Genomic DNA, 24,760 nt, shown 5'->3' on the forward strand with positions numbered 1-24,760 from the left:
TCTCTTATTTACCTTGAATAAAAGTGACTCCTGTTCCAGCCGTTAACTCACGAAAACTCACTGTACCAGACCCACTACTAACGACATTGCACTCACTGACTAAGAAATGTTTTTTATCATCACTGATTGCTTCAACAACGGCTACGTGACCATAAGTGGCATCTGCTCCGTCTGCACCTTGTGAGAAACTAACCGCCCAACCCACATGTGGCTGACTATCTGTTTTGTACCCTTTTGCTTTGGCATTTTTGCCCCAATCAGCGCCATTTCCTAAACCATTCTCAACTGGTGTTCCTAACTCTTGCATACGGTTATAGACATACCAAGTACATTGGCCAAAAGTATAGGTGTTCGTGGACGATGTAGTGGTAAAGTTCGTATCCTTGATTTTATTTTTATAAGCACTAGGTATTTCTTTTACCGGTGCCCCACTCGTGCCCATACCCTGTGTAATATTGGTTGCACAACCACTAGAATTATTGGTTGTGTTATCCGTATTTTGTGTCGTTTCGGTACCATCAGTTGCGGTATCAATGGCTGTATTTGAGGTGCCATTTGAAAATTCCGCATACCAATTACAGGCAAAAGCTTGCCGTTTAGTGGTTGTGCCTTGACCCCCGCGTTCCCATTTGGCTCTTAAAAATTCAGTGGCTTGATTGACATCAGTCATTTTCAACCCTTGTTTTAACAAATCAGAATTAGTACCGTCATGATTTAAAGCAAAATCTAATTGTAAACTAGGATCTGACCACTGCTTATTTTGGCTTTTGGCATAAGTTAATAAAGCAACCCGCCTCGCACTATCCCATTGATTGAGACCAAAAGCGTAACCACTTAAACTTTGATTCATGGCTTTGCTTTCATCATAAGTGGCACTGGATTCAATACTTTTCGGGTTGAACCCACTTTCAACTTCCATATTTCCCAAATAACCAGCAATGCCAGCTTCAGTGACACCAGAAACTTTTTTCAGATTATCGTGAATAGATTGCGCTACTGCCTCCTTGTCGGCACTAGTTGTCACAGTCACAGACGTATCTGTTGATTGACATTGGTTACTGTTGCCCGCAAACATACCTAAGATTAAAACAATTAAAAACACCAAACCAAGAATTGCTATTAAATAACCTTTAAGCAGTTTTTTCATTTTAATTCCTGCTCAAGTCGTTCTTTTCTTTGTTGGCGTTGGTCAATATTTTGTTGTAATTTCTGATTGAAATCGTTGGGTGATCGCTTTTTCAATCTTTTGGCACGTAAGTATGGTTGATGAGTGATGGAATTTGAGGTACTTCTGACAATATAACGTGACCTAGTTCTTGGTGCAGTATTCTTTTCTGGACTACCCTCTTGAGCCACATATTCTTGTACAGGTACCTGGTCTGCTTTAAGCTTTTTAGACCGTTGATAACGCGGTGTATTATCAGGTTCATGTTTTGGCTCATTTGTTTGATGTTTTTGCTGTTTCATTTTGTTTAAACGTTCAGCACGTTGTTTACGAATCTTCCGAGCGTGCTTTTGCATATCTTTGGCCAAGTATTCTTTGCGATCTTTTTTGCGTTGGGCTTGTTGTTCGGATCGCAATTCATCACGTAAAGCGTTGTCATCAAATTCTGAATTATGTTTCGTTTGATAGTTATCACGCCATTGTTTGCCTTGATTTAACCCACTTCTAGCCCCACTGTATAGTTGATTCGCCCGATTCTTCATTTCACCAGTGGCATTTAAGGCCTTACGACCAGCTTTGGTCATACTGATTTTATTCATGGCATTATTCGCAACACTCGAACCAGTAATCGTTTGTACTAACCAACTTTTATTCTTCCACAGTAAAATCATTAAAGTAATGTAGACAATCGAGTTTAACATCGCACTGGCACTGCCTTTAACCGGCACAACCACATCAGTCACATTACCTACCCAAGAAACAAACATAATACCAAATAACAAGCCAACTTTTGCAAAGAGTAAGCCCAGTGCCCCCATGGCTGTTTTTAAGGCACTATTGGCAAATTTTGGTAACAGTGAAATCAAAATTGTAAATGGCGCTAAGTAATACAACAAGACAGCACCTAACTGTACTAGTAAATTCGCTAACCCAATCATTAGTAAAGGCACACCATAAGCAACGGACATCACGGGTGACATAAAGGCAATCGCTGACTGATACCATTCAAGGCCACCATCTTTAGAGATGTAATGATTTTTACTAGCAAAACTCGCAATCACTTTATCATCGACATTGCCCCCAATTAAACGATAGGGATTCCCCTGTTTCTCCTTATTTTGATAAGCACTAGCGACATCAGCTTGACCAAAGTTACCTAAAGCAAACGGTCGTGCCACCGCTTTTTGAAAGTAGACATAGCGTAAAGCATTTTGAAAACTATCACCGGTGTCAGAAAAACTTGTCTGGTTGATATTACTCGTAGCCGTAAAGACTTGTGTTTGCGCTTGCGAAGTTAAGGTATTAATGGTTTGTAAAACTTTACTGCCTGAGCCAACCCAAGCGGTACCAATAATGGCAATCACTAAAACAGTTAAGATGGATTTCAACCCACCACCATGATTAAAGGTTTTGGCAAACACCCAAACAAGACCAACGCCAAAGGCTAAATAAAGTAAGCCTTTAAAAGCTTGACTCTGCCAAGAATTTTTCGTGTATTGCCCGACATCGGTTAAGATATTGTTTACGCCATTGGTAATGTTAGTGAGATCAAACATCGTGGTTAAAGATTGGTCAAACAAGGGATAAACAATATTTAAATTAATCGCCGTAAATAAATCAGTGACAATATGCGAAGCCCCTAAGGCAAAATCAGTGATTGATCCATCTTCGTGATACAGTTTGTAATTGGCTAAGATGTTGCTCGTTACCCAATTCATATCCGGTGAACCAGTAGTTTCACCGAGTTTGTCTCTGATGGTACTTTCACTTTGATTCGCTGGCGAGCCATCATTACTGAGACTATTAGTTTGTTTAGTGGTATCGGTTTTCAAACTACTTTTGTTACTCTTGCCAATGACACTGCTATTCGCATTGGCTGAACCAATTGTGCCATCTGCAAACACTAAACTTTGTGGTACAAAAAAGCCGTGCCTAATAACACCGCTAAGGTTAATAATATTCTTTTCATGTTTTCCTCCTTTCCATTATTTAGTTTGTAAATTCTCCCAAGTATAAACTAGTGGTAGCCCATTAAAAGCTGACGCTTGTAAGCCGTGAATAGCTGTTTGCTTTTGGAGATCATAACCACCAATTTGATAATCATTCTCTGATTGATAGCCATTTTGATAGAACTTAAAAACCAATTGTTGGTTGGCTTGATTGTAGTAAACTAAAATTTTAGCATCGTTTCCACCATCGTCACTAGTATTTAATAAATACTTGAAATCAAACAAACTAGCTTTTTTTAGTGCTGAATTTAAAGTTGTTCGTTTAATTAACGATAAATTGCTATATTGAACTGTGTAATCTTTTCCCTCCTTAGGTTGATTAGTGACTTGTGATGAAGATTGACTAATTTCTGAATGCGATACTGATGATTGTTTATTGTGAAATACAAATAGCAGTAGACATATCAAAACAATCATTAAGAAACCAGCAATAAATAAGATGAACTTTTTCTGGTCAACTGTTTGGTTAAGTTTTTAATTTTCGTTCAAATTGAACTTTTTTCATCGTGATACTCCTTTCGAGAGTAATTTTTTAATTAACGGTGTCATCTGGTTGGAACTGCCCCAACCTGTCCTATTCTAAGAATTGACGATGACAAGATAAAAAGCATGCTTACACATGCTCTTCGATTACATTATTTGATACTTTTTCTGATTGCTGTTTAAATGTTGATCTTGATAAAGTTGTTTCTTCTGAAACCAATAACGCCAATAATGTAAGACCGCATATTTAAGGGTTGTTTCAAAGGGCAAATCATCAATTTTTAAAACCTTATCGAGTTTATAAACGGTAAATAATGAGACAATGAGTAAGGCAAAGCCAAAGGTTAGTCGGCCATTTTGAATTTGATACAATTGAAAAATAAAGATAATTGCTACATCAATTACTGTGGTAATCGTTAATAACCCAGCCACTCTTGAATCAATAAAGACTGGCAATTTCAAATCGCCATAAATCGTGCGAAACTTGGCGGAGTTCGTATACACCCGACGATAGTTATACATTTTTACCCTCCTAATCCTTGAATAAAGTTCAAGACGGAATTCATTAATCCTGAAAAGGCATTTAAAGTGTTGGCTGGCCCATTGACAAAGAAATAAATTAAACCACCAATTAAAATGGTGACCCACATATCTTTGTTTTCATTTTTACCATAGTGCTGAATAGCGCGACCACCTGCTATGATAACAACTAGTCCTAGTAACACAGGTTTTAAAGCATTATAAATATCCATTAGTTCTCCTCTCTATGCTTGGATAAATTTAGTGACGAAATAAGTTGAAGCTTGTTGTTTCAAATACAGGCGAATCGTTTGTACTTGAGTAATATCTGAATCATGAATTTTGACGGTCATAGTCGCTGTTACTATTGGGTGTTTAATTGTTCCAGCTACCTTAATGGTACTGTCATCAAGGGAAACAAAATCAACTGCGCCATCTAAGCCAACAGGATCCGCCATCAAAAAAGCCATATCTTTCGTTGATGAAGAGACATATTTTTGGGCAAATTGTTTGGTAAACTTGTCAACTTTTGTTGTGGTTTGCTCACTATTCAGTGTTTTCCCAGTGTTGGTTAATCGAGCTTGTCCCACATGACTGATACTATTAATGGAATTGGCAACGTACGGCAAGCCAGTAATAGTTAGCTTTTCGTTATCCTGTTGGTAAGGAATATCGACTGTTAAATGACTTTGTTTGTTACTGGCTTCGACCGTTAAACTGTATTGCGCTGTCTTGACTGTGTCTACGGTGAAAATACCATTCAATGTTGATGAAACCAGCTTTAAATCAGTATTTTTATCGGTACTCGGCAAAGTTAAATTGCTTGCCAAATATTGGGTAAGCTGTTTTGTTCGACCATCTGAATCATCACTTGCTGGTGAATAATAAACTTTTAAAAACTGAGTCATGTACTGATCAACTAATGGATTGTAACTTATTGTGCCTGCATTTTCTTGATTAATACGATGATTCAAAGTAGCGACTGTTTGTTGTAATCTTTTATTCTTATGCGCAGTCGCATTGGCTAAAACCAGCACATAACTAAAGTAAATAAAAAGCCCTATTAGAATTAATAGGACAATCGAACGAACCCGGCCTAAGTTTAACGTATGTGCTTTAGGAATTTTGATGGATTTTTCTTTTTCTTTTTTCGTACTCAAAGTTAATTTTGAGTTTTGGAATATTGACCATTCATACTCCTTTCTTAATCTCATGATTAATCATTATTTAGTCTCAGGTTTACCTGTGTTTACTTTCTCCGTAGATTTTGGTTCTTTTGGTGTTAATGGTACTAGTGTATCAGCATACACTGTCCAATCAGTAGCATTATTACCAACAAAGGCAAACTTCAATCCTTGTGGTACTAACTTTGCACCAGGCTTCAAATCAACTTGTAATCTCTCACTTTCGGTTGGATCAATTAAAATACGAATAAACGTATCATCATCGTCAATTTCTCCCGACTTGCTTTGTTGCATAAAATTGAATTGATAATTTGAAATGATTGGTTCACCATTATCATCACGAGCTGGATTGTTTTGATTATCAGTTTGATAGTTTGGGGACACACTAAATAAAATTAAATCATGACTATCAAAAGCATCAGCAGAACGAACTCGTCCAACTGGTGTTTTATCTTTTCCAGAAACAAATACAGCATCATATTCTGCCTCTGGTATGTCATCGGTTTGTGAATCAGACATTGGCAATAATATGCCAGACTTTGTGGCAACTCTTGCCCCACCACGTCGATTGCTACGTGCTTCACCGCCAATTATTGAAGCATTGATTAACTTCAATTCAGTACCAAAAGGTTTAGCAAAATCAAATCCGGCTTGCGGTGTAATGTTCTCGGTATTTAGAGTGTCATTGATATTTAACACAGCGACTGAAATGTCGCCATTTGTCCCAACTTTATTACGACCTACATAGGTCAATTTTCCTAGGCTCTTGCCTTGTAGTGATAATTTATTAAATTTGTTAACCATAATTTTTCTCCTTTGATATTTTTATACAAAATAAAAGAACGCCTAAAAAAGACATTCTTTGCAATAATATTTAATTCCACAAATCTTCGGGTGGATTTTCTGAATCTACATAAGTAAAATTCATTGATACTGGACGATTGTCATCGTACTTTGTAAATGTAATAGCATTAATACCTACATCTTCGAGAGTATCTGTTGTGAGCAACTCACGATCTTTGAGCTGGAAAATGTTTTTCAAAACCCATTCTCCAAAAATAAATTGTGAGGACAAACTTTGTATGCCTTTGCCGTTATCTTGATTAATAAACATCGTCATTTTTTCCTCAGACGGCAAAAGTTCCAGTTCAAAGCTTCGGTTTGGCCTGTCACTAACTAATTTATTACCACGCAACAGTCCCCCATTTTTTACAAAAAAATCTGGATATTTTGTATGAAATTTCTTTGAATTAGGAAGTGGAATATAAACTTCATAAGGATTTTTGTAATTGCGCCATAAAACAGTTGTGGTGAGGTCAAATAATTCAGTGCCATTGGATAAACAATTTGTTAATTCAAAACGCAACTTCTCCCGCTCTATCTTTTCTTTATTTGATGAAAAACATCAAACGCAACTCTATTAAATTTACTAAGCCAGTCGCTAGGCAAACTTGTATCCTGTTGTGATAAACTCACTATTCTGTGATATCGTGAATCATTTTTATCTAGTTTGGTTTTAGGAGAACCATACCATGCATTAAATCCTGATCTACGCTCAATTTTTATCATGAATGTCACGGACTGACTGATGTGATCATCTACCGGCTTGGTGGTTTCAGAATTTAAATTAGCAAACAATTTAAAAGGATCTTCAATATAAGTTACTGGCCATTTTTCAACACCAATATCTTCATTGCTCATGCCATTTCCATTATGACCCTTAAATGACATTAATAATTGACTATCTGCCGAATTATATTGATAAAGATGTTGACCATCTGTAAATTGAAAATTTTGCAACATATTGGACTTGGTAGGACCAATTATTTGCAAATGTTTAAGATCAATACTGCTGTACGAAGTTTCACCAACTAATATATATGGCTCATCATTATGCTTATTTTTGTTAACCGAACCTGATGGCATTAAGACATGATAAACAGCTTCAACTTGGCTATCAAAATCAAATCCCTGCAACTGGCTTTTAGATGATGAAATTCGTTTGTTTCTTAAAACAGCTATTTTCTTTGCTAATTCTAAATAGTCATCAAAGTCTTCATCGTTTGAACCATCTTGTTGCCTTTTTTTAATTCTTTCAATAATAGATCCCCATTCATCTTGTTGGCTATCTTTCTTGAATTGAGCTATTTTTTGAAATCCTGATTTAACACCAAATGATTTAATACCAATAATATATTTTGATCCGTTTGCTAATTTAACAGAAGCATCATATGATGAGTTACCAATGTCTTCAATAGTTGCATTAAATGATTTTTTAAAAGATGCCTCTTGAAACTTTGAGTTGATAATCGGCGCTATAATGATGTTATCATCACTACTTTTCTGAGCAAAAGCTTCGCTTAAAGAAGCAAAATTAGTGATTAATAGTTTGTATTGATTTTTATTACTCTCATCTAGTAATTTCCACATAGAAAACTCCATAACATATTTACAAGTTATGTCTATTATACCTATGTGTATTAAAAAAGCACAATTCTAATGAAAAGTGCTTTCAATATATATTGATAAAAATCTTAAGTTTAAGAAACGGCCGGAATAAATACTCTTTGATCTGCTTGATTGTCTGCTGGCAAATAAATCAGCTCGGCTTGAATATTTGGTACCTCTACAATTTGCATAACCACTTCATCTAAGCTATTTAACTGTTTCTTTTGGGATATTTGATCAATAATTTGTTCCATTCTCAGGTTTTCAATTGAAAATCTTTTTTTAGATTTTTGAACATCATGATAATTTTTTGCTGTTTTGGTTGTTTTGTATATATATTCTCCAAGTATTCCCCAAGGGTGTATAATTTTGGGTTTAAATAAGCTCTCTACTGCAGAGTCAAAACGATGTTGGTTTTCAATTATTTCCGCTTGAGTTTGTTTTTGCTTAGTCGCGTACAAACTAGAAATTTCATATTCAAAGTTAGAATAAAAACTATCTTCATAATTCTTTTGTAATTGTGCAGTTAGTTCTCGAATGATCTCAATTTGATTATTAAGTTTCATTCTAGATCCAATTTCAATTGTTTCAGCAAACAAAAAAGTTTACTAGCTTCAAATGCTATTGACGTATTAAAATTGATGTCATTTAAAAGTTCTTCTTCCTTTTTTTGTTTTCCTCATTAATTAGGTCACTACTCTTTCTTTTGTAGCTAAACTTATATTCTTCAAATATTTCTCTAGCTGTTTTTTAAACTCTCTGATTGCTGAGATATCTGCTAAATCCACATGTTTGCGATTCGAAATTTCTGATAAGCCTTTTCCCGAAGCTATCAATTTTCCAATGTTGCTATCATGATGTATATTAATAAGTTCTTCTAATTTTTGATCTATCTCCTTTATTTGGTTATTTAATTGATGCAAATAGTAAGTGCCTGATACCATTGACATAACTTGCATACCACCTTGCAATACCATAGCTGGGTTTAATGCGCTATTTAAACTTACGTTAGTAAATCCAGCATGTTCCATAATTTGCCCTGAAGAGTTTTTAACATAGTGCTTGTGGTCCCATTTGCAAATTTAGAAAGGTTACTTGGATTAGTAGTGGCAGAAAATAAACCATTAGGTGCTTGAGATAAAAGTTGCGCTAATGTTAATTTAGAGTTAGCTACTTGAGCTCCTATCTGAGTGATATTTCCCGCAACTAAGGAAGCATTAGTAATAAATACTTCTTTATATTTTTTAATTGTTGCTTGAGACAAATCTGTTGGCTGTCTTAGCTCTATTGTATCTCCCAATTGATTTTTGATTTCAATTATTTCTGGTTCTTTGTTCATTATTAATTGCTATCCGTATTTTATTTAACATTTTGAATGTTATTTATCTATATTTATCTATTAAAACTAAATATAAGTAATTTTATCATATTACTATTCAAAAATTACATAGGCAAACAAATCATAAAATATTTTTACAAATTACAATGATTCTTTTTTAGCTTTTTTATAATATATCTGAATATACAAAAAAGCACAATTCTAATGAAAAGTGCTTACTGATATATATTAACCAACTACCGAATAAAACTCATAATTTCCACCACGCTTTATGGCATTGAAGAAGTCGTCATTTTCAAATATTGGTAACTCTTTTTGTCTATTTAGGTGACCATCATCTTCAATGGCAGTCGCCTGATCGTCATACCAATCAACGGTGAATGATTCACCCGCCATACGGCCATCCATCTTAGTGTAAACTAAAGCTACTTTGTCATCAGTTTTTGGCAATTTAACATCTGTTGTCAGTGATTCTATAGCTCTATTGATACTCTTAGCTAAACGAGTAATCACAGGAACAACAACAGAGTTTCCGGCTTGCTTATACAATGCTCCCATTGATTCATCAACTGGCAACTGATAATTTTCAGGATAACCTTGTGCATTAAAGGCTTCTCTAGGAGTGAGCTTTCTAATATCACCATTGTGAGTACGAATTAATGGCACATTATGGCCACCAGTACCCATATTAGCTGTTAATGTAGGAATAACACCTGATTTATTTTCACGAACATACTGACGTCGCCATTGATAAACAGTCTCTGAACTCTTCATAGCCTCTACTAATTGAGGATAAAAAGTTTGCTTATCTTCTTTATAGAAGAACCTGTCTTCCAAAAAATCTCCAAATTTTGTGATTTCACCAATTTTTGCATCAAAATCAATAATATCTGATAGCTTAGTTGTTAAATCAATTTTTTCTGGAAAACTAAAATTATCAAATGCCTTTTTGTCTTTAAAGCCAACAACATAAATACGTTCTCTATTCTGTGGAATATTACCGTATTCTTTAGCATTAAGAACTTTCCATTTAATATAGTAACCCGAATGAACCAGAAATTCACGAATAACTTTAAACGTATTACCATGATCATGTGTCACAAGATTTTTTACGTTTTCTAAAAAGATAACCTTAGGTTGTAAAAATCTTATGATACGATGTGTTTCAAAAAATAAATCTCCACGATTATCCTCAAATCCATGACGATAACCTGCAATACTGAACGGCTGGCAAGGGAAACCAGCGAGTAGTACACTAGCATTTGGTGCTTTTGCTTTGACTTCTTTTGCATCAACTTGCTTAATATCTCGTCGATCAAGATATGTTCCACGGCTTTTGAAGTTTGTCTCAAAAGTATGTTGCGCATTTTTATCAAACTCATTTGCATAGACTGTACGATACTCGCCTGCATCTTCAAACCCTAAATCAATTCCACCGACTCCGGCGAAAAAGCTAACGATGTCATTTTTCATGCCAAATCCTCCTTTTTAATTTTTTGTTTTACAACAAGTATTAATTTTACTACATTTCACAAAAAAAGTAGCAAAGCTTGCTACTTTGATTGTCGTGCATTTAATAATATATATTGAGTTATAACAAGTCTCACTGCTTTGTCAAAATGAAAGAGATTGTAGAAAAATTTGAATACACATTTTAATCAAAAGAAACACCGAGAAAAATATTTATCAAATTTTTTGATGAATATTTGAGTTGCATTAATCCAGCTCACTTCTATCCAGTCACCAGCAGAAATATTATTTTTTGGAACCAAGTACCAATTAGTTTGAGATTTCCAGACCCGCTAAATTGTTTAGCATAAACATCGCCAGCTTGTGATGTCCCGGTTGCTTTTACTTTTCCTACAAAACCATTTTGGTCATAACAATCAAATAAATTAACACCAAGCTTCTCACTGGTTTTAGGATTAGTACTTTTAAGAGCATTGGAGTTAAAAATGTCGAATAACTTTGCTTTTTGTGCCGGTATAGGTATGTAACCTTCACCTGCTACGGATTCTCTATTTTGAGTCTGACGTTTCGTCCCCCAATTCATATGAACTTCTTTGATTTCAATGTTGTAAACGTCTCCACTTTGAGCCATTGATAGTTTCTCCTTTGAGTTTAATTAATAAACTCATTGTACACCGTGTATTACTTTATCATAAGAGGTTAACTAGACCCATTACTTTTAACTTCCCAATACATATTAAAATACCAATTAATTATAAAAACAATTAGTTTGAAAATGAATCAATAATATGCAAGTCGGTAATATTGTATTTTACTCGTATACTGAAAATTCAGGCACATATTACTTGGTATTTCCATATAAATAACTAATACTATATTTATTAAAATATGAGGTGTATATTAAAGTTACAAATATAAAGAAAGAATGAGAATATATGGTGAATTTTAAAAATAAAATTGATTCTATTAATGCACCAGTAGACACTAATCCTATTAGCATTTATGATAAGCTAGATAGAAAATCGGAAAAAAGCGGAAATCTTCGACCGGCTCAAGAGTCAGTCTTAAAAGATTGGTTTGATAGCAGGCAAAACGATTCTGACGTTATTCTTAAAATGAATACTGGATCCGGAAAAACTATTACTGGATTACTCATGCTAGAGTCGAGGCGTCTAAAAAATAATAAAATGCAAGTGTACTTGTGTAATACTGTAAATCTCGTTTTACAAACAATTCGGCAGGCCGAGGAGTTTGGTATCAAATATTGTGTAATAGAAAGTCCATCGAACGTAATACCATCTGATGCAAGCCTAGGAAGAAAAATTTTAATTACCACTGTAAATAAGTTATTTAACGGTAAATCTATATTTGGAATTGAAAACAAGTCTATTAAAATTGACGGTCTTGTGCTTGACGATGCACACACAAGTACCGAAATAATAAAAAGCAATATGCAAATACATATTACTCGATCCAAGCATCAACAACTTTATAATGAAATATTCGAATTGTTTGATGAAAGTATACAAAGCCAAGGAAATGGGACTTACTTTGATATTATAAACTATGACATCAAACAAAAGTCACCTGAACCATTTTTACCTGTACCTTATTGGGATTGGCAAAAAAATTGGATAGCATTACATCTATTTTATCCAAATATGCATCAAATACAAATGAAATAACATTTGTATGGCCGATTTTACGTGATACCTTAAAATTTTGTACATGTGTAATATCACCTACTGGAATTGAAATTGTCCCATTTGTTTATCCCATTGAAATGTTTGAATCCTATTATACAGCGAATCAAAGAATATTTATGTCTGCAACAACTTCTACTGACACCACTCTTATAAAAGATCTACAAGTTAAGAAAAGTGCTATTAAAAACCCGCTTATATATAAAAATGAGAGATGGTCAGGAGAAAAATTAGTCGTAATTCCTTCCTTAATTTCACCAAATAATCTACAAAGATTTAATATAGTTCAGTATTTTGGTTCCAAAAAAATTCAAGGTTTGGCATTGTTGCAATATCCCCTTCTTATTTCAATACAGAAGATTGGAAGGCTTATGGAGCTAAAATTGCAACTAAAGACAGCTTGGAGAAAGATTTACAAATGTTAAATGCTCCGATTAAGACTGATCCGCTCGTTTTAGTTAATCGTTACGACGGAATTGATCTTCCTGATGATAGATGTAGAATTTTAATTATTGATGGGTTACCACGTGCACAAACACTTTATGATAAATATATTGATAAAATTACGAAAAATAGTACTGAATATAAAATTCGTATTACACAAAAAATTGAACAGGCTATGGGAAGAAGTGTTAGAGCAGACACAGATTACTCCGTCATTCTTCTTATAGGTTCGGATTTAATAAAATTTATACGTAATGATGCTGAACAAGTATTAAGCGCACAGGCTAGAAAACAAATTCAAATTGGTATGGAAGTATCTAGCGAAACACAAGATGAAATTTACAATAATGATACTGAAATAACCGCAAAAAAGCACTAGTTGATCTTATTAGTAACAGCTACAACCGAAATGAAAGTTGGAAAACATACTATAGAATGGAAATGGATAATATAGATTATTCAAAGCCACAATTCACCAATCTCGAACGACTTCAACAGGAAAATAATCTTTTCAAAAGAGGAATAAATCCTACAATTGATATTCAGGAATACAATCAACAATTTTTGAAATTTGTTTCAGATAATCATGAAATTACTGATGAAGAACAAGCATGGTACCTACAGTTTTTAGCAACAGTAAACTATCAGTTTTCTACTCAAAAATCTTTCGAATTCCAATTACAAGCATATAACTTAAACAAAAAACTTTTACTTCCCCCTGTCAACCAACAAAGTAAACTAATTGAAGGTCCAATCCGTCAACAACGTTTAAAAAATATCTCTATTACTTTAGCTCAGTTTGACACGTTTGAAAAATTGAGAAACTATACAGACGATGTCATCAATAACTTGCAGTTTGGTGTGAAGAAGGATGATTTTGAAACCGCTGTCGATGATTTAGGAAAGTTATTAGGGTTTGTTACTGATAGGCCTGATGAATATCAGAAAAAAGGTCCAGATCATGTGTGGGCAATTGATAAAGGTAAATACTTTGCAATTGAGGACAAAAGTGAAGTGTCTACTACTAGAAATGAAATATACAAATCGGAAACTGGTCAGATGAATAACTCTCAAGCATGGATGAACGAAAATTATAAAAATACAGAAATACACTATTTTATGGTAATACCAGTGAAATATTTACAATCTGGTGCAGGATTTGCAAATCCTGTTTTAATTATAAGAAAACAAGGTCTTAAAAAATTAGAAAATCATTGACTCAATTTATTAATGAATTCAGTAAAATAAATCTCAAGTCTATAGATGAGTCATTCATTCAATCAAATCTAGTTCAGTATAACTTAACACCTGAATTCTTTTTAAAAGAAATAGGAGAAGTTCCTGTTCTTAATGCATCTTCTAAAAGTAGATAGCTCATATTATTTAGACTATTTAAAACTCACCATCTCTTTCAGCTAGTTAGGTCAGCATTTCACAATTTATTCTAGATAAAATGACATAAGCCTTAGGCGCAACTTATATGCCACTATAAGTGCTCATCTCATCGGTCTTATGATTTTCTTCAACACAGTACCAGACTTTTCTCTCTGTACCTGCGCTTGATTGATCGCTGATAATCATATAAAATTAGGTTATTGAAAATAACTTTAAATTTTGATTCTCATTAATAACGTTGTCGAAGGCATTATTTTATCAATCAAGAGTATATTTAGTTTTCAATGTACTGAAACACAGCTAGTAAATCTAGTTGTGTTTTTTGTGCTGATTTTTAATGTTAATACTTTCTTAATAAACATTCGTATTTGACAAAAAGAATAAGCACAAGGAATGTTACAGAAGTATTTCAACTCCTGTTTCACACCTTATGCTTATAAGTTTATACTTTAAGTGCAAGTCATTTACCAGATGTTTAATCAATTGGTAAAATTACGGAAATATTTTTGTAATTTCGCTGGTTGATTTTTTATTTGTAAGACACTTCTTATTCTATTGTAGCAATGTCATACACTAATGCTAAATTACTGTCCACGGTTTCTAGTCTTTAATTCAATACTTTATAACATCTTGATTCCGCAACTAAATTGCTAAAAAAATACAGATACTTCAAATTTTTACATTTGATAATCTGTATTTTTTTAGATTCCGTGATATTTTTGATCTGCTTTAATTCGTACATGCTCTAAATCTTTAAAGCTCGTGCTGTCTACATACGCATTTTCGTTAATTAAATACTGCACCAACTTTTTATGATTATGATTCTTCCATGGAATTGCTAGTTTAACTACTATGGTATTTTCTTGCTCAAAACGTGATGACTGATCAACAATATGTGTTGTATATCCAGCTTGTTGAATATTCTGTTCGAATTGTTCTAATAAAAACTTGCTTGTGCTAGAGATAAGTTGCTGTGGTACATATAATAGATACACTTGTTGTTCTAAATCCACTGATTCCAAATCTTTTTTAGTGTTTGAATGATAGATTTAATAATGAGTCGGACTTGAGTCTTGATATAACGGTATTCGGTATCTTTATTTTTAGGCATAAAATTTAACTATATTTCTATGGATAATGTAATTTAATAATTTCACAACTGTAATCGCTTAAATATTAGATTTTGTATTAATTAAATAAATCGTTTAAACTTTCGATGTCATAAACATCTGAATCTGAAATAAAAAGTTCGCGTATTCTCTGCGTCACATAATTATTCGAGAGTATCGGATATATAATTGGAATACAGCCAAATAAATTAAGTTGCATAAATTCATATTCATCAATTTTTTTATTCCAACTACTTCAGATTGACCTCTATGAACAACTGATAATGGTTGATTTTTAAATTGAAATTGTCCTTCATTGAACTTAAAATTATTTCCAAATAGTATAATTAGTGAATCACTCATTTTTTATACGTTTTTTAATAGACTACTTTGACTACTATTGGTATCTTCAATTCGTAATTTACTGAATAATTTTATCGCAAAATTCATATTGTCCCAAGAATAGTTTTTAATCCCCAATATATATCCTAATTGTATTTTAAAAAGTTCAACATAAAAATACTCATCAAATTCTATATATTGTTGATATTCATTATTGAAAGATGTTGTTTCTTTAATTGTCCATTGACGAGTAGGATCAGTTTGAATTTTTTTCATACGCTGCTTTAGCATCAGATTTTGATAAAAAAATCCCCTCAACGTCACCATTTTCTTTATCCAAAAAAGAATCATCAGCTAATTTTATTTCTTTCATTCTTTGAAAAGCGTCAAAAGTAAGATTATAATATTTTCCACTCACGGATTCTTTAAGTCTAATTTGACCTTCTTTGTTGGAAAAAAAGTTATTTATGTTAGTCCATGATTGCCTAAAAGGATCATCTAAATATTGATCTAATTTATTGTTACAATCCTTGCAAAAAGCATTTTTAGTTTTTGTTTACCCCCTAATGCTTTTAATGTAATATGCTCGACACTTTTGTTTTGCTTATTCAAATCTAATTTACAAAGAATGCATTTATTCATTAAAAAAGTTTCTCCGAACTGTTATTTTAAAAATAAAATTAAACTTATTATATTGTATTTTAGTTACTATCTCTATATTTTTAATGTATGATGTTATGCGACATCGCCTAAAATTTTACTTCATCATCATCAGATAATGATTTTCTTGATTTAAGCATATGAAAATTTTTTGAAAACAGTTTTATATCTGTTTATATTTTCAGCATCAAATTGAATCACAAAATTATCGGAAATAAAATGCGATCCATCATTAATAACTGAAATCAAAGATTTACAACATATCTTTTCAACACCTTCAAATTCATCAATACATTTTTCGTAATCAACCCCACCCATGACTTTAAAATAATGTTCTAGTACACGACGCATACTATTAAAACAAGTTGCACTAGAGCTATTCTCGTCTTTAATATCTTTCCAAAGAAGCTCATAACTACTTTGTACAGGATTCTCTGCATAAGTAATAAGAGCTGTTTGCTCATCATTTTTTATTAAACGTCCATATAAAACTTCATCGTCCTTATACTTTGCTCGACTACCCAAAAACGTTGCTTCTTTATAAAAATAAAGATTATGCGTTAAAACGAAAACTTGGCTAATATCTTTATTATTACGACAGTCATTAATAATTTTCTTAACCAAAGAGCTAACAATGAACAATACCCCACTATCCAAACTTGAGATTGGATCATCTATAACGATTACTTTATTTTGCAAATCTGAAACTGGTGATTGACTTCCATATATTAAGTAATAAAAATACAGGAAAGTAATAAAATTATATTCACCCTCACTTAATGTCTTTTTAGCATCACTTCCATCTGAACGGACAATTTTGTAACTTGATGATTCCGTTGTATTAGTTGTCAATTTAAATCCCTGAAATCCAAAATTATTCAGTAATCTATTGATAATTTCAATTGTAGGAGTAACAGAAGTCAGTGTTCTCTCTAATTTTTCTGTATCTTGAATTAATTTTTAGTGTCCGATGAAATAATTGCAATATTTTCAGAAATAGAATCAATACCCTTTTGAGTACCATCTACATTTTTTATAAGACTCTAAAGTTATTTTTGCTCGTACCGCCAAAAATGTCCATAATTGTTTTTAAATTCATTTCGTTCTTCTTTTTGATTTCGTACTGCAAGATTTTTTCTCTCGATTAAGCTATTCATATTGTCAATAATTTCATTAACATGTTCACAAACAGGTATTAGTGACTCCAATTCTACTAACTCATTAGGATGTTCACTTTTATACGATAGTTTTTCCATATTTAATTTAAATAATGTTTCAATATTAGTGATTTCAACTATCAATTTGTTGAATTTCAAAAATGGAATATTTTTGTTAGTAAATTCTGTAAGTTTCCAAATTAATTTTTTACGAATGAATTATAGCTTGAAATGAAAGTATTCAATGTATGAACATCTTCTTGAAATGTTTCATCAAAATATTCTTCCAATTGCTTACGGAAATTGGTAGGTAAACTTTGTTGACAAAAAGGACATTCGTTCCTATCGCCATCTATATAATCTTTCCCGGCCCTAACCCAATCGCTGTTTTGTAAATAATCAATAAAAATGCCGATTTGAGATTCGGAACTACCACTAATATGTTTTTGTAAAATAACATTATTATTGAAACTGATAACATTGTGTAGATTAATTTTACTAAATGTTTCATAAACGCTAGAATCATCTTGAAATAATAAGGAATAGCTTTCAAATAAAGTGTCTAGACTCAATGTTTGCTGATTCCCTTTTGTTTTTCCCATGCTGAAAGTAGCCCATTAAAAAACGTTTCTTTATTATTCCTAAAACCAACTAAAGCTTTGGAAAACTGATTACCAAATGTTTGTTGCAAACTCCAGCACACATCCTTGGCTTCAGTTTTCTGAATTGACATCTTCTCATATAATTTTGATATTGTACTATTCTTTTTTGTACCTCGGTTTGTTTATCCTTAATTTGAGATTTTAACTCCGAAAGTTTCTTTTTGGTTTCTACAGATTCTTCGCCTAATGTAAAGATTCCCGGCACATCAGAGCTAAAGTTTTTCTCCACAAATTTTTTATTGTAAACTAAAATTTGATCATTTTCGACTTCTGAAAAAGTACACCCATCAGATTTTAAATGGCCTCCTAAAATATTAGATAATGTTGTTTTTCCGCTTCCATTACTCCCAAAAATAAAATTTAATTTTTTGCATTAATATTCACTTGTTTCTTATAAGAAGCTACTCCGTAAATTTTTATAGTATCTATCAAAACTGTTCCCTCAATTCAATAATAGTGATTATCTTTATTATGTTCCTGAAAAGTTCTGTAAACAAGTAAATTTTTAGGTAATACTTATGGCTCACTGCATATCTTGATTTTTCACTTACTTTATAGAATTTTCACATCCAATATGTCGCGACATAAGCCTTAGGCGCAACTTATATGCCACTATAAGTGCTCATCTCATCGGTCTTATGATTTTCTTCAACACAGTACCAGACTTTTCTCTCTGTACCTGCGCTTGATTGATCGTTGATAATCATATAAAATTAGGTTATTGAAAATAACTTTAAATTTTGATTCTTATTAATAACGTTGTCGAAGGCATTATTTTATCAATCAAGAGTATATTTAGTTTTCAATGTACTGAAACACAGCTAGTAAATCTAGTTGTGTTTTTTGTGCTGATTTTTAATGTTAATACTTTCTTAATGAATACTCGTATTTGACAAAAAGAATAAGCACAAGGAATGTTACAGAAGTATTTCAACTCCTGTTTCACACCTTATGCTTATAAGTTTATACTTTAAGTTGCTACAAAAAACTTGTATTATCTCCTAATTACCGTCACTTTTCCAATCATATGTCCTAATTCTATATGAATATGTGCTTTTTTCATTATCCGCAAATGAGTTTTTAATTAATTATGACAAGCTTTCCAGCAACACCTCTGTAGATATCGCTCAAAAGTTTTAGAAATAATTGCTCATTTTTACCACACCAAAATATATTAGTATTAATCTATCTTAGTATTTCTATTTTTTTAATCTTCTGGAGTTCAAACATGAAAATAATTTCTTTTACAGAAAATAAAAACAGTTTAGCAATAACGACATCTGAAAAAACAATTACATACAATACTCCGTCAGATCTGGCAGTTTTACTCATCGACTTATTAGATGCAAATTTTAGTCTGAACATATCGTCTAAGTTAAACAATACAATCGAAACAATAACTGACTATATTCTTTTAACTATATACTCGTTAAACAATATAGAAAACATTGAAAAACAAGAAGATTTGATAGTTGACGATTTTTTCGACGATGAACAACAGCCTGTTCAACCTCATAAAGTGTTTATAAAAAAGCCGTTCGACGATTACATGACATATATAACTGGTTGTTACTCTAATTTATACGTCCTGCATAACTCGATGAAAAAATAATAATGCAACAAAAATGGAACGGTACGAAGGAATTATCAAGTATCTCTGATTCAATTAAAACTTTTAAAATTATCAGGAACAAACTTTTAGTACACCCTGAAGATAACGGGGTATTACTTTATGATGATGACGGACTAGTTCGCTTGTCCCTACATTCATTAAAAAACAATTACAATTAATTTTGTAAATACTGAAAATGAAGTAATGGAGTTTGAACTGGCTTCGACATACAAAACCATACTTACAGATTTTTTGATTTCTTTTATAAAGATACTTCTTAATAATAACTTAAATCAAATTAATGGTTATGAGGACGAAACGATTTTCAGAACTTTGATGTAACTAAATAAATATTAAAGGAAACTTTTTCAAGATACTTTCAACTTAAAAAACAAACCTACTTTATGGCATTTTTTAATCTTTTTAACATTGAACATTGATTTTATGCAACGGTGTTTTCGTCTGAACATGAAAACGGTTCTGCAAAATAGCTATATTCTTGACTGCCAATCAAGAAAAGCATAGTCTCTTTAGAGCTACATAACGAAAGCCAATAAGCACAACTTCTGATGCTCATGGTTAGATAAAGTCCAACGGTATCGCTGTTATTTTTATCTGTCTCCACAAGTGTTTTTTTATAGCCACCTAAATAAGCCTGCAACTCTAACTTTCTAATTAATTGAGTTGCTACACCAATGCCCCTTCTAAACTGTAAGCAACATAGGCATTAGATGCTAATTACTTAAAAAAGCACATCGCATAAGTCTGCGTCTGTGCTTTTTGTCTATTGCTATTAATTAATAATTTAAACCAATACTAATTTATCTTCTACTAAATAACCATACCCACCTACAAATACGCCATCAATAACATCATCATGAGTTGTTAAATTAACAACAATTCTTGATGGATTATTAAGATTGTACCCCTGCTCAAAAATATATTGTGACTTCTTTTCCACATATTTAAATAAATAGCAGGCCAAAGCACAGTTAGATGTACCTGTTGCCGACTCTTCATCAATATCATAAAGAGGTGCAAAATTTCTACAAATTGCAGTAATTTTGCTCTCGCTCTCTTCAAGTGAAAATGCATGAACACCAACCACATTTTGCTCTTTACTCAAGGCAGTCATAGCTTTGAAATCAGGTTTTAATTCTTGAAGTGTTTTACTTGAACTTACTGGTAAAAGAATATCCCGCAATCCTGTTGATACAATCTGAATTGGTAGTTTTGAGTCAATTGAATTTGTATCTAAACATTTATTAAATGAATCTGATGTAAGCGTATTAGAATAAGTAGGAACATTTTGTTCCATAAATACAATGCCGTCTGTGTCAATTTTCATGGACAAAATACCCGATTTTGTTTCTATTGTATAGTCACTTTTCGATAATTTATTTGTCAAGTTCAGAAAAGCGAATGTTGCAATGGTAGCATGTCCACAAAGCGGCACTTCTTCCGTAGGTGTGAAATACTCTAAACGAAAGTCTGCTAATTTTGATTCGGTTATAAAAGCCGTTTCAGCATATCCCAATTCTTTGGCAATTGCCATTTTTTGAACAGAAGTTAAATCGGGTCTATCAAAAACAAGACCAGATTTATTACCGCCAGCATTATCTTTACTAAAAGCACTTACAACATGTACGTCAACCATTATTATTTGTCTCCATTCAATATTACTTCGATTGTAACTTTGTTCTGATTAGTATACGGATTTATTGAAAAAAATTACAATCACTATTGTTTAAGCTCAAAGTAATTTGTTAACTACCAGCTTCACGTAGTTGTCTTTTATCGTGATATAATTGTTCTTCAATTTTATTTAAGCCACTTTTTTGTCTGATTTTACATTGATGCGCTCAACTACATGTATTAAATTTAAACTAAATAATAAATAAAAATTAGTTAACAGATTTTTGTCTTAAATATTCAATTATTCCAAGTTTATCCCACTGTAAACTCGAACGATTATTTGATATAAATAAACTTTTTATTTTTTATTTAAATCTAAGTTGCCCTTTACTAACCATAATTTAGAGAGAGGCAACCACCATTTAGATTGGGATACTGTTTGCCAATTATTAATCTGTTTTACTATATAATCTTGTATTTTCCTATTTGCTTGTGAGCTTTTATTTTTTAGCAAAACAGATAATACAATTACACTAGAATTTTCTCCAACACTTTTCAGGTATTTGTTAACTACTTTATATGTTTCATGTGCGGTTCCGCAATTGGCTAAAGTATAAAAATACCAAGATTCTAAATCAGTATCAGAATAATTAGCAACGACTAATTCTATTTCTCTGAATAGTATATTCCAGACTTTATTTCGATATTTAGAACTCAAAACATTACAAATCTCATTCATTAATTTATATATTTGCATATTAATTATTGGACAAACATAAGTAGTTTTTATTAAAAATTCAATTAAAGAAGTGATTAGTGAACTATCTTTAATTTTTATTTGCTTATTTTTAATTTTTTAGCTAATATGGTCAAAATAGACTTTGTGGTTGGTACATCCTGTTCACGTATTGCTTGTGACAAAATTTCACGAAATAACAAATAGTCATCGAAAGTAAGTTGAATATTTTTACCTCCAGTTATTCTAATAAGTCTAGGATAGTGATCTAAATGCGCTTGCTTTTGCTGTTCAAATCCTTTATAAAGTTGAATTTTACTTTCATTAAAAGATAGTTCATGCTGTCTAAATATCTTAATAAGAGTATTTTTCAGTAATTCTAAATCTTTTATATTTCTGCCGAAAAATCGATAGTCATCAACATATCTAGTAAAACTAACATCTAATTTTAATTCTGAAATTGCTTTTTCGAGCTTCTGATCTAATGATAATTGTAAAAGTTCAGCAGATATTTTTGATGATATGGGACCTTGAATTATGCTTTTTGTGTGATTATTATTAATTTTTTGGTTATATTCGTCTAACCACTTTAAATAAGTTGAAAATACTATTATATTTTTTGTGAAATAAGGGTTTGAGGTTTAATTTGAGCAAGTAGATGTGTATAAATATTCTCAAAGTATTTGCTGATATCTAAGTGAAGTATATAAGGGTAAGTTGCTTCTATTCTGTAACGTTGTAATTTGCTTTCTTTAAAAATTTATTTTGATTATTGTAGCCTATAAAGCCGACTGAATCCATGTGTCCTTCATCAATATCGTCAAATAATAATGGTTCAATTTCTTCATACAGCATTCTTGAAAAAATCCATCTCGACCAATAATTGGTGATTCAGAGTGTTTAGTTACACCTTGAAGTCGATTCTCTTTATCGTACATTTGATTGAATGTTGACTTTGCAACAAGTAAATTGTTGTAGGCAAACATAACACCATGTTTAATATTAGGAATAGCCATTGGACGCCATGATTCATCAATTTTTAAAGTATAAAAAGTAATCTCCTCTGTTGCCCAATTACCTCCAAAAATATTTTCCGGTGATTTAACTCCTTTAACAAATCTAGTTAGTAAATTTGTTTTTGGATCAATTTTAAACAAATTCTCTTTCGGATACTGAGCCAATTCTTCAATCAATGCTGATGAAGATTCAGCAGATATTATCTGATTAAGCAATGGTGGTAATTGAGTTGCAAACATCCCGTTTAATAGTACATAGGCATCATCGATTTCATGTCCAAACAAAAGTGTATTGTCAAAAATAATGTTTCCAGGTATGTCATCACTTGCTTCCCAAAAATTATCATTTTTGAATAACTCAACAAGTTCGTTCAGTTTTAATATATCTACTTCATCAACTTTGTTAACAAACTTATCATATATTTCACTATTCTGTAGTAACTTTGTAATTAATTCTGGTGTATAAAGTTCTAGATGATTAATTATTTTATCTCGATCCCAGTCTCCAATGTCAGTGCGATATTTGCTTCCAAATTGATTTAGAACCCCTTTTAAATTCTCTATAATATATGGTACAGCTGACATTTTTATTCCCTCACAAATAATATTATGTTTAGATGTCGTCATTATATCATGTAATAGTTTGTGAGTTTAATCGTGTAAAACCTTTTATATTATTGTTTATGAATAATTTTTATCCATATCAATTTCGTTGAAATTATTCACCTCATTGTAAAAAGCACAGCTAGTAAATCTAGTTGTGTTTTTTTGTGCTACTTTTTAATGTTAATGCTTTCTTAATGAATAATCGTATCAAATAGTCTAAGAGTTTGATTCTTGCAATCGATGAACAACTTCATCATTTTCGATTACTAATTATTAATAGCTTTCTCAAGTATATCTCCGTATGTTTACACTTGTAATTATATGGATACGTTTAACGTTGTTTGTAAATTTGGCGTACCAAATTTAAACTGAAATCGAGAAATTATAAATTTATAAATTTGATTGAGACCAGTACATAGAAAATTCAAGCTCACCCGTCTCTGTATCAATTTGTTTTGTATTAACTACAAAACCATTCTTTTCATAAAAATGCAATGCTCTAGCGTTGTTTTCATAGACAGATAATGTCAACTCGTTATTTACTTGCTTAATATAATCAACCAGCTGTCTACCAATACCTAATCTTTGAAATTTTCTGTCTACAAATAGTCCTGCAATATAGCCATCCACTTCACCCAAAAAGCCAACTATATTTTCAGAATTATCATAGTATGCATAGATGTTACTTTGTGGCAGTAGCTTTGCCACAACTGCTATTTTACTCTGCCAATACTTCTGGGGAATAAAATCATGCCCATCAATATTCCCTTCTAACCATAAATTCAATATTTTGTCTAAATCAGAACCTTTAACATTACGCAACAATTTAATCATCATCAATCTCCAAATCTATTTTTAATACCATTATACATACTTCTATTTATTTTCTTTAGTATGTTTTGTACCTTATGTCTATTGCCACATATCTGAATAGAACACCATTTACGTCGTCCCGATTCGTCAACAAAAAGCAAAACACATTTAGGATTAGCAGGTTGTCCTAATGACTGGTTGGCACTTTTTATGGAACCTAATTTATTCTACTTCTTGACTAACACAATCATAT

Annotated in this window: 28 protein-coding genes and 1 pseudogene; 4 read left to right on the top strand and 25 right to left on the bottom strand. The window is 32.0% G+C overall.

What is annotated here, in order from left to right; all coding sequences use genetic code 11:
- Positions 1–4: 4 nt before the first annotated feature.
- The 14 genes from LEUFL_RS0101590 to LEUFL_RS10955 all read right to left on the bottom strand — a co-directional run bounded on the left by LEUFL_RS0101590 (position 5) and on the right by LEUFL_RS10955 (position 11,248).
- Entirely contained in the window at positions 5–1,147 is a 1,143-nt protein-coding gene (locus LEUFL_RS0101590) for a phage tail tip lysozyme (protein ID WP_010007020.1), read from the bottom strand.
- The gene (locus tag LEUFL_RS10940) at positions 1,144–3,069 is read right to left on the bottom strand and encodes a CD3337/EF1877 family mobilome membrane protein (protein WP_010007021.1); all 1,926 of its coding nucleotides are present in this window, start codon (positions 3,067–3,069) and stop codon (positions 1,144–1,146) included. The genes LEUFL_RS0101590 and LEUFL_RS10940 overlap by 4 nt, the downstream gene beginning before the upstream one ends.
- 81 nt (positions 3,070–3,150) lie before the next feature.
- On the bottom strand, positions 3,151–3,591 hold the full coding sequence (locus LEUFL_RS0101600; protein WP_010007022.1) for a hypothetical protein: 441 nt from the start codon (positions 3,589–3,591) through the stop codon (positions 3,151–3,153).
- Positions 3,592–3,804: 213 nt separating this feature from the next.
- A complete protein-coding gene (locus LEUFL_RS0101605) occupies positions 3,805–4,179 on the bottom strand; it encodes a hypothetical protein (RefSeq protein WP_010007024.1) in 375 nt (124 codons plus the stop codon).
- 2 nt (positions 4,180–4,181) lie between these two features.
- On the bottom strand, positions 4,182–4,409 hold the full coding sequence (locus tag LEUFL_RS0101610; protein ID WP_010007026.1) for a TcpD family membrane protein: 228 nt from the start codon (positions 4,407–4,409) through the stop codon (positions 4,182–4,184).
- Between the two features lie 12 nt (positions 4,410–4,421).
- Positions 4,422–5,390, bottom strand: coding sequence for a conjugal transfer protein (locus tag LEUFL_RS10945; RefSeq protein WP_010007028.1), 969 nt, complete (start codon positions 5,388–5,390; stop codon positions 4,422–4,424).
- A gap of 9 nt (positions 5,391–5,399) precedes the next feature.
- Positions 5,400–6,164 (bottom strand): hypothetical protein, encoded by a 765-nt coding sequence (locus LEUFL_RS0101620; protein ID WP_010007029.1) that lies wholly within the window; start codon positions 6,162–6,164, stop codon positions 5,400–5,402.
- 70 nt (positions 6,165–6,234) lie between these two features.
- Positions 6,235–6,726, bottom strand: coding sequence for a hypothetical protein (locus LEUFL_RS12345; RefSeq protein ID WP_050792562.1), 492 nt, complete (start codon positions 6,724–6,726; stop codon positions 6,235–6,237).
- An 11-nt stretch (positions 6,727–6,737) separates the two neighbouring features.
- On the bottom strand, positions 6,738–7,790 hold the full coding sequence (locus tag LEUFL_RS10950) for a hypothetical protein (protein ID WP_050792563.1): 1,053 nt from the start codon (positions 7,788–7,790) through the stop codon (positions 6,738–6,740).
- 110 nt (positions 7,791–7,900) lie between these two features.
- Entirely contained in the window at positions 7,901–8,407 is a 507-nt protein-coding gene (locus LEUFL_RS0101630) for a hypothetical protein (protein WP_010007030.1), read from the bottom strand.
- Between the two features lie 87 nt (positions 8,408–8,494).
- On the bottom strand, positions 8,495–8,839 hold the full coding sequence (locus LEUFL_RS0101635) for a hypothetical protein (RefSeq protein WP_010007031.1): 345 nt from the start codon (positions 8,837–8,839) through the stop codon (positions 8,495–8,497).
- Positions 8,812–9,147, bottom strand: coding sequence for a hypothetical protein (locus LEUFL_RS0101640; RefSeq protein ID WP_010007032.1), 336 nt, complete (start codon positions 9,145–9,147; stop codon positions 8,812–8,814). The genes LEUFL_RS0101635 and LEUFL_RS0101640 overlap by 28 nt, the downstream gene beginning before the upstream one ends.
- A 228-nt stretch (positions 9,148–9,375) precedes the next feature.
- Complete coding sequence (locus LEUFL_RS0101645) at positions 9,376–10,620, bottom strand: DNA cytosine methyltransferase (protein WP_010007034.1); 1,245 nt, start codon at positions 10,618–10,620, stop codon at positions 9,376–9,378.
- Positions 10,621–10,879: 259 nt separating this feature from the next.
- On the bottom strand, positions 10,880–11,248 hold the full coding sequence (locus LEUFL_RS10955; protein ID WP_010007036.1) for a phospholipase D-like domain-containing protein: 369 nt from the start codon (positions 11,246–11,248) through the stop codon (positions 10,880–10,882).
- Positions 11,249–11,552: 304 nt separating this feature from the next.
- Between LEUFL_RS10955 and LEUFL_RS0101655 the strand changes: the two genes are divergently transcribed.
- From LEUFL_RS0101655 to LEUFL_RS0101670, 4 genes are read left to right on the top strand one after another with little or no spacing between them, the layout of a single operon-like run.
- Positions 11,553–12,302, top strand: a complete 750-nt coding sequence (locus tag LEUFL_RS0101655) for a DEAD/DEAH box helicase family protein (RefSeq protein ID WP_029508589.1) — start codon at positions 11,553–11,555, stop codon at positions 12,300–12,302.
- Complete coding sequence (locus LEUFL_RS0101660; protein WP_141557404.1) at positions 12,248–12,745, top strand: hypothetical protein; 498 nt, start codon at positions 12,248–12,250, stop codon at positions 12,743–12,745. Before LEUFL_RS0101655 ends, LEUFL_RS0101660 begins: the two co-directional genes overlap by 55 nt.
- Positions 12,739–13,143: a helicase C-terminal domain-containing protein gene (locus LEUFL_RS0101665; RefSeq protein ID WP_029508591.1), complete on the top strand. Its 405-nt coding sequence runs from the start codon at positions 12,739–12,741 to the stop codon at positions 13,141–13,143. The genes LEUFL_RS0101660 and LEUFL_RS0101665 overlap by 7 nt, the downstream gene beginning before the upstream one ends.
- 56 nt (positions 13,144–13,199) lie before the next feature.
- The gene (locus LEUFL_RS0101670; protein ID WP_029508592.1) at positions 13,200–13,982 is read left to right on the top strand and encodes a hypothetical protein; all 783 of its coding nucleotides are present in this window, start codon (positions 13,200–13,202) and stop codon (positions 13,980–13,982) included.
- An 878-nt stretch (positions 13,983–14,860) separates the two neighbouring features.
- Here the strand turns inward: LEUFL_RS0101670 and LEUFL_RS0101675 are convergent.
- From LEUFL_RS0101675 to LEUFL_RS13465, 11 genes and pseudogenes are all read right to left on the bottom strand, one after another.
- Positions 14,861–15,172 (bottom strand): hypothetical protein, encoded by a 312-nt coding sequence (locus LEUFL_RS0101675; RefSeq protein ID WP_010007037.1) that lies wholly within the window; start codon positions 15,170–15,172, stop codon positions 14,861–14,863.
- Positions 15,173–15,634: 462 nt separating this feature from the next.
- Positions 15,635–15,886 (bottom strand): hypothetical protein, encoded by a 252-nt coding sequence (locus LEUFL_RS0101680; RefSeq protein ID WP_029508593.1) that lies wholly within the window; start codon positions 15,884–15,886, stop codon positions 15,635–15,637.
- Between the two features lie 234 nt (positions 15,887–16,120).
- On the bottom strand, positions 16,121–16,252 hold the full coding sequence (locus tag LEUFL_RS13455; protein ID WP_010007040.1) for an HNH endonuclease: 132 nt from the start codon (positions 16,250–16,252) through the stop codon (positions 16,121–16,123).
- Between the two features lie 150 nt (positions 16,253–16,402).
- Positions 16,403–17,224 carry an AAA family ATPase gene (locus LEUFL_RS10960; protein WP_081458695.1) on the bottom strand — a complete coding sequence of 274 codons (822 nt, stop codon included), beginning with the start codon at positions 17,222–17,224 and terminating at the stop codon, positions 16,403–16,405.
- Positions 17,225–17,627: 403 nt separating this feature from the next.
- Positions 17,628–18,029, bottom strand: coding sequence for an AAA family ATPase (locus tag LEUFL_RS0101705; RefSeq protein WP_029508596.1), 402 nt, complete (start codon positions 18,027–18,029; stop codon positions 17,628–17,630).
- Positions 18,030–18,078: 49 nt separating this feature from the next.
- Positions 18,079–18,447 (bottom strand): annotated as a pseudogene (locus tag LEUFL_RS13460) (AAA family ATPase); the annotation flags it as partial.
- Between the two features lie 2,059 nt (positions 18,448–20,506).
- Positions 20,507–21,358: a PhzF family phenazine biosynthesis protein gene (locus LEUFL_RS0101720; protein WP_010007044.1), complete on the bottom strand. Its 852-nt coding sequence runs from the start codon at positions 21,356–21,358 to the stop codon at positions 20,507–20,509.
- A 336-nt stretch (positions 21,359–21,694) separates the two neighbouring features.
- Positions 21,695–22,054, bottom strand: coding sequence for a hypothetical protein (locus LEUFL_RS0101725; protein ID WP_010007045.1), 360 nt, complete (start codon positions 22,052–22,054; stop codon positions 21,695–21,697).
- A gap of 797 nt (positions 22,055–22,851) precedes the next feature.
- Positions 22,852–23,673 (bottom strand): site-specific DNA-methyltransferase, encoded by an 822-nt coding sequence (locus tag LEUFL_RS0101735; RefSeq protein ID WP_010007047.1) that lies wholly within the window; start codon positions 23,671–23,673, stop codon positions 22,852–22,854.
- Between the two features lie 411 nt (positions 23,674–24,084).
- Positions 24,085–24,531: a GNAT family N-acetyltransferase gene (locus LEUFL_RS0101740; protein WP_133264516.1), complete on the bottom strand. Its 447-nt coding sequence runs from the start codon at positions 24,529–24,531 to the stop codon at positions 24,085–24,087.
- A complete protein-coding gene (locus tag LEUFL_RS13465; protein WP_133264668.1) occupies positions 24,531–24,719 on the bottom strand; it encodes a CGNR zinc finger domain-containing protein in 189 nt (62 codons plus the stop codon). Before LEUFL_RS13465 ends, LEUFL_RS0101740 begins: the two co-directional genes overlap by 1 nt.
- Between the last annotated feature and the right edge of the window lie 41 nt (positions 24,720–24,760).

It is taken from the genome of Leuconostoc fallax KCTC 3537 (assembly GCF_000165675.1).
Taxonomy (GTDB): domain Bacteria; phylum Bacillota; class Bacilli; order Lactobacillales; family Lactobacillaceae; genus Leuconostoc_B; species Leuconostoc_B fallax.

What these genes read in the sequence shown, in the direction of transcription:
- LEUFL_RS13455 (WP_010007040.1), bottom strand. Translation starts at nt 16,252, where the DNA reads ATGAATAAATGCATTCTTTGTAAATTAGATTTGAATAAGCAAAACAAA.
- LEUFL_RS0101720 (WP_010007044.1), bottom strand. Translation starts at nt 21,358, where the DNA reads ATGGTTGACGTACATGTTGTAAGTGCTTTTAGTAAAGATAATGCTGGC.
- LEUFL_RS0101680 (WP_029508593.1), bottom strand. Translation starts at nt 15,886, where the DNA reads ATGAAAAAAATTCAAACTGATCCTACTCGTCAATGGACAATTAAAGAA.
- LEUFL_RS0101665 (WP_029508591.1), top strand. Translation starts at nt 12,739, where the DNA reads ATGTTAAATGCTCCGATTAAGACTGATCCGCTCGTTTTAGTTAATCGT.
- LEUFL_RS10950 (WP_050792563.1), bottom strand. Translation starts at nt 7,790, where the DNA reads ATGTGGAAATTACTAGATGAGAGTAATAAAAATCAATACAAACTATTA.
- LEUFL_RS0101670 (WP_029508592.1), top strand. Translation starts at nt 13,200, where the DNA reads ATGGAAATGGATAATATAGATTATTCAAAGCCACAATTCACCAATCTC.
- LEUFL_RS0101600 (WP_010007022.1), bottom strand. Translation starts at nt 3,591, where the DNA reads ATGATTGTTTTGATATGTCTACTGCTATTTGTATTTCACAATAAACAA.
- LEUFL_RS10955 (WP_010007036.1), bottom strand. Translation starts at nt 11,248, where the DNA reads ATGGCTCAAAGTGGAGACGTTTACAACATTGAAATCAAAGAAGTTCAT.
- LEUFL_RS0101610 (WP_010007026.1), bottom strand. Translation starts at nt 4,409, where the DNA reads ATGGATATTTATAATGCTTTAAAACCTGTGTTACTAGGACTAGTTGTT.
- LEUFL_RS0101640 (WP_010007032.1), bottom strand. Translation starts at nt 9,147, where the DNA reads ATGAACAAAGAACCAGAAATAATTGAAATCAAAAATCAATTGGGAGAT.
- LEUFL_RS0101705 (WP_029508596.1), bottom strand. Translation starts at nt 18,029, where the DNA reads ATGGGAAAAACAAAAGGGAATCAGCAAACATTGAGTCTAGACACTTTA.
- LEUFL_RS0101735 (WP_010007047.1), bottom strand. Translation starts at nt 23,673, where the DNA reads ATGTCAGCTGTACCATATATTATAGAGAATTTAAAAGGGGTTCTAAAT.
- LEUFL_RS10945 (WP_010007028.1), bottom strand. Translation starts at nt 5,390, where the DNA reads ATGAGATTAAGAAAGGAGTATGAATGGTCAATATTCCAAAACTCAAAA.
- LEUFL_RS0101605 (WP_010007024.1), bottom strand. Translation starts at nt 4,179, where the DNA reads ATGTATAACTATCGTCGGGTGTATACGAACTCCGCCAAGTTTCGCACG.
- LEUFL_RS0101740 (WP_133264516.1), bottom strand. Translation starts at nt 24,531, where the DNA reads ATGATGATTAAATTGTTGCGTAATGTTAAAGGTTCTGATTTAGACAAA.
- LEUFL_RS0101590 (WP_010007020.1), bottom strand. Translation starts at nt 1,147, where the DNA reads ATGAAAAAACTGCTTAAAGGTTATTTAATAGCAATTCTTGGTTTGGTG.
- LEUFL_RS0101620 (WP_010007029.1), bottom strand. Translation starts at nt 6,164, where the DNA reads ATGGTTAACAAATTTAATAAATTATCACTACAAGGCAAGAGCCTAGGA.
- LEUFL_RS0101655 (WP_029508589.1), top strand. Translation starts at nt 11,553, where the DNA reads ATGGTGAATTTTAAAAATAAAATTGATTCTATTAATGCACCAGTAGAC.
- LEUFL_RS0101635 (WP_010007031.1), bottom strand. Translation starts at nt 8,839, where the DNA reads ATGGAACATGCTGGATTTACTAACGTAAGTTTAAATAGCGCATTAAAC.
- LEUFL_RS0101645 (WP_010007034.1), bottom strand. Translation starts at nt 10,620, where the DNA reads ATGAAAAATGACATCGTTAGCTTTTTCGCCGGAGTCGGTGGAATTGAT.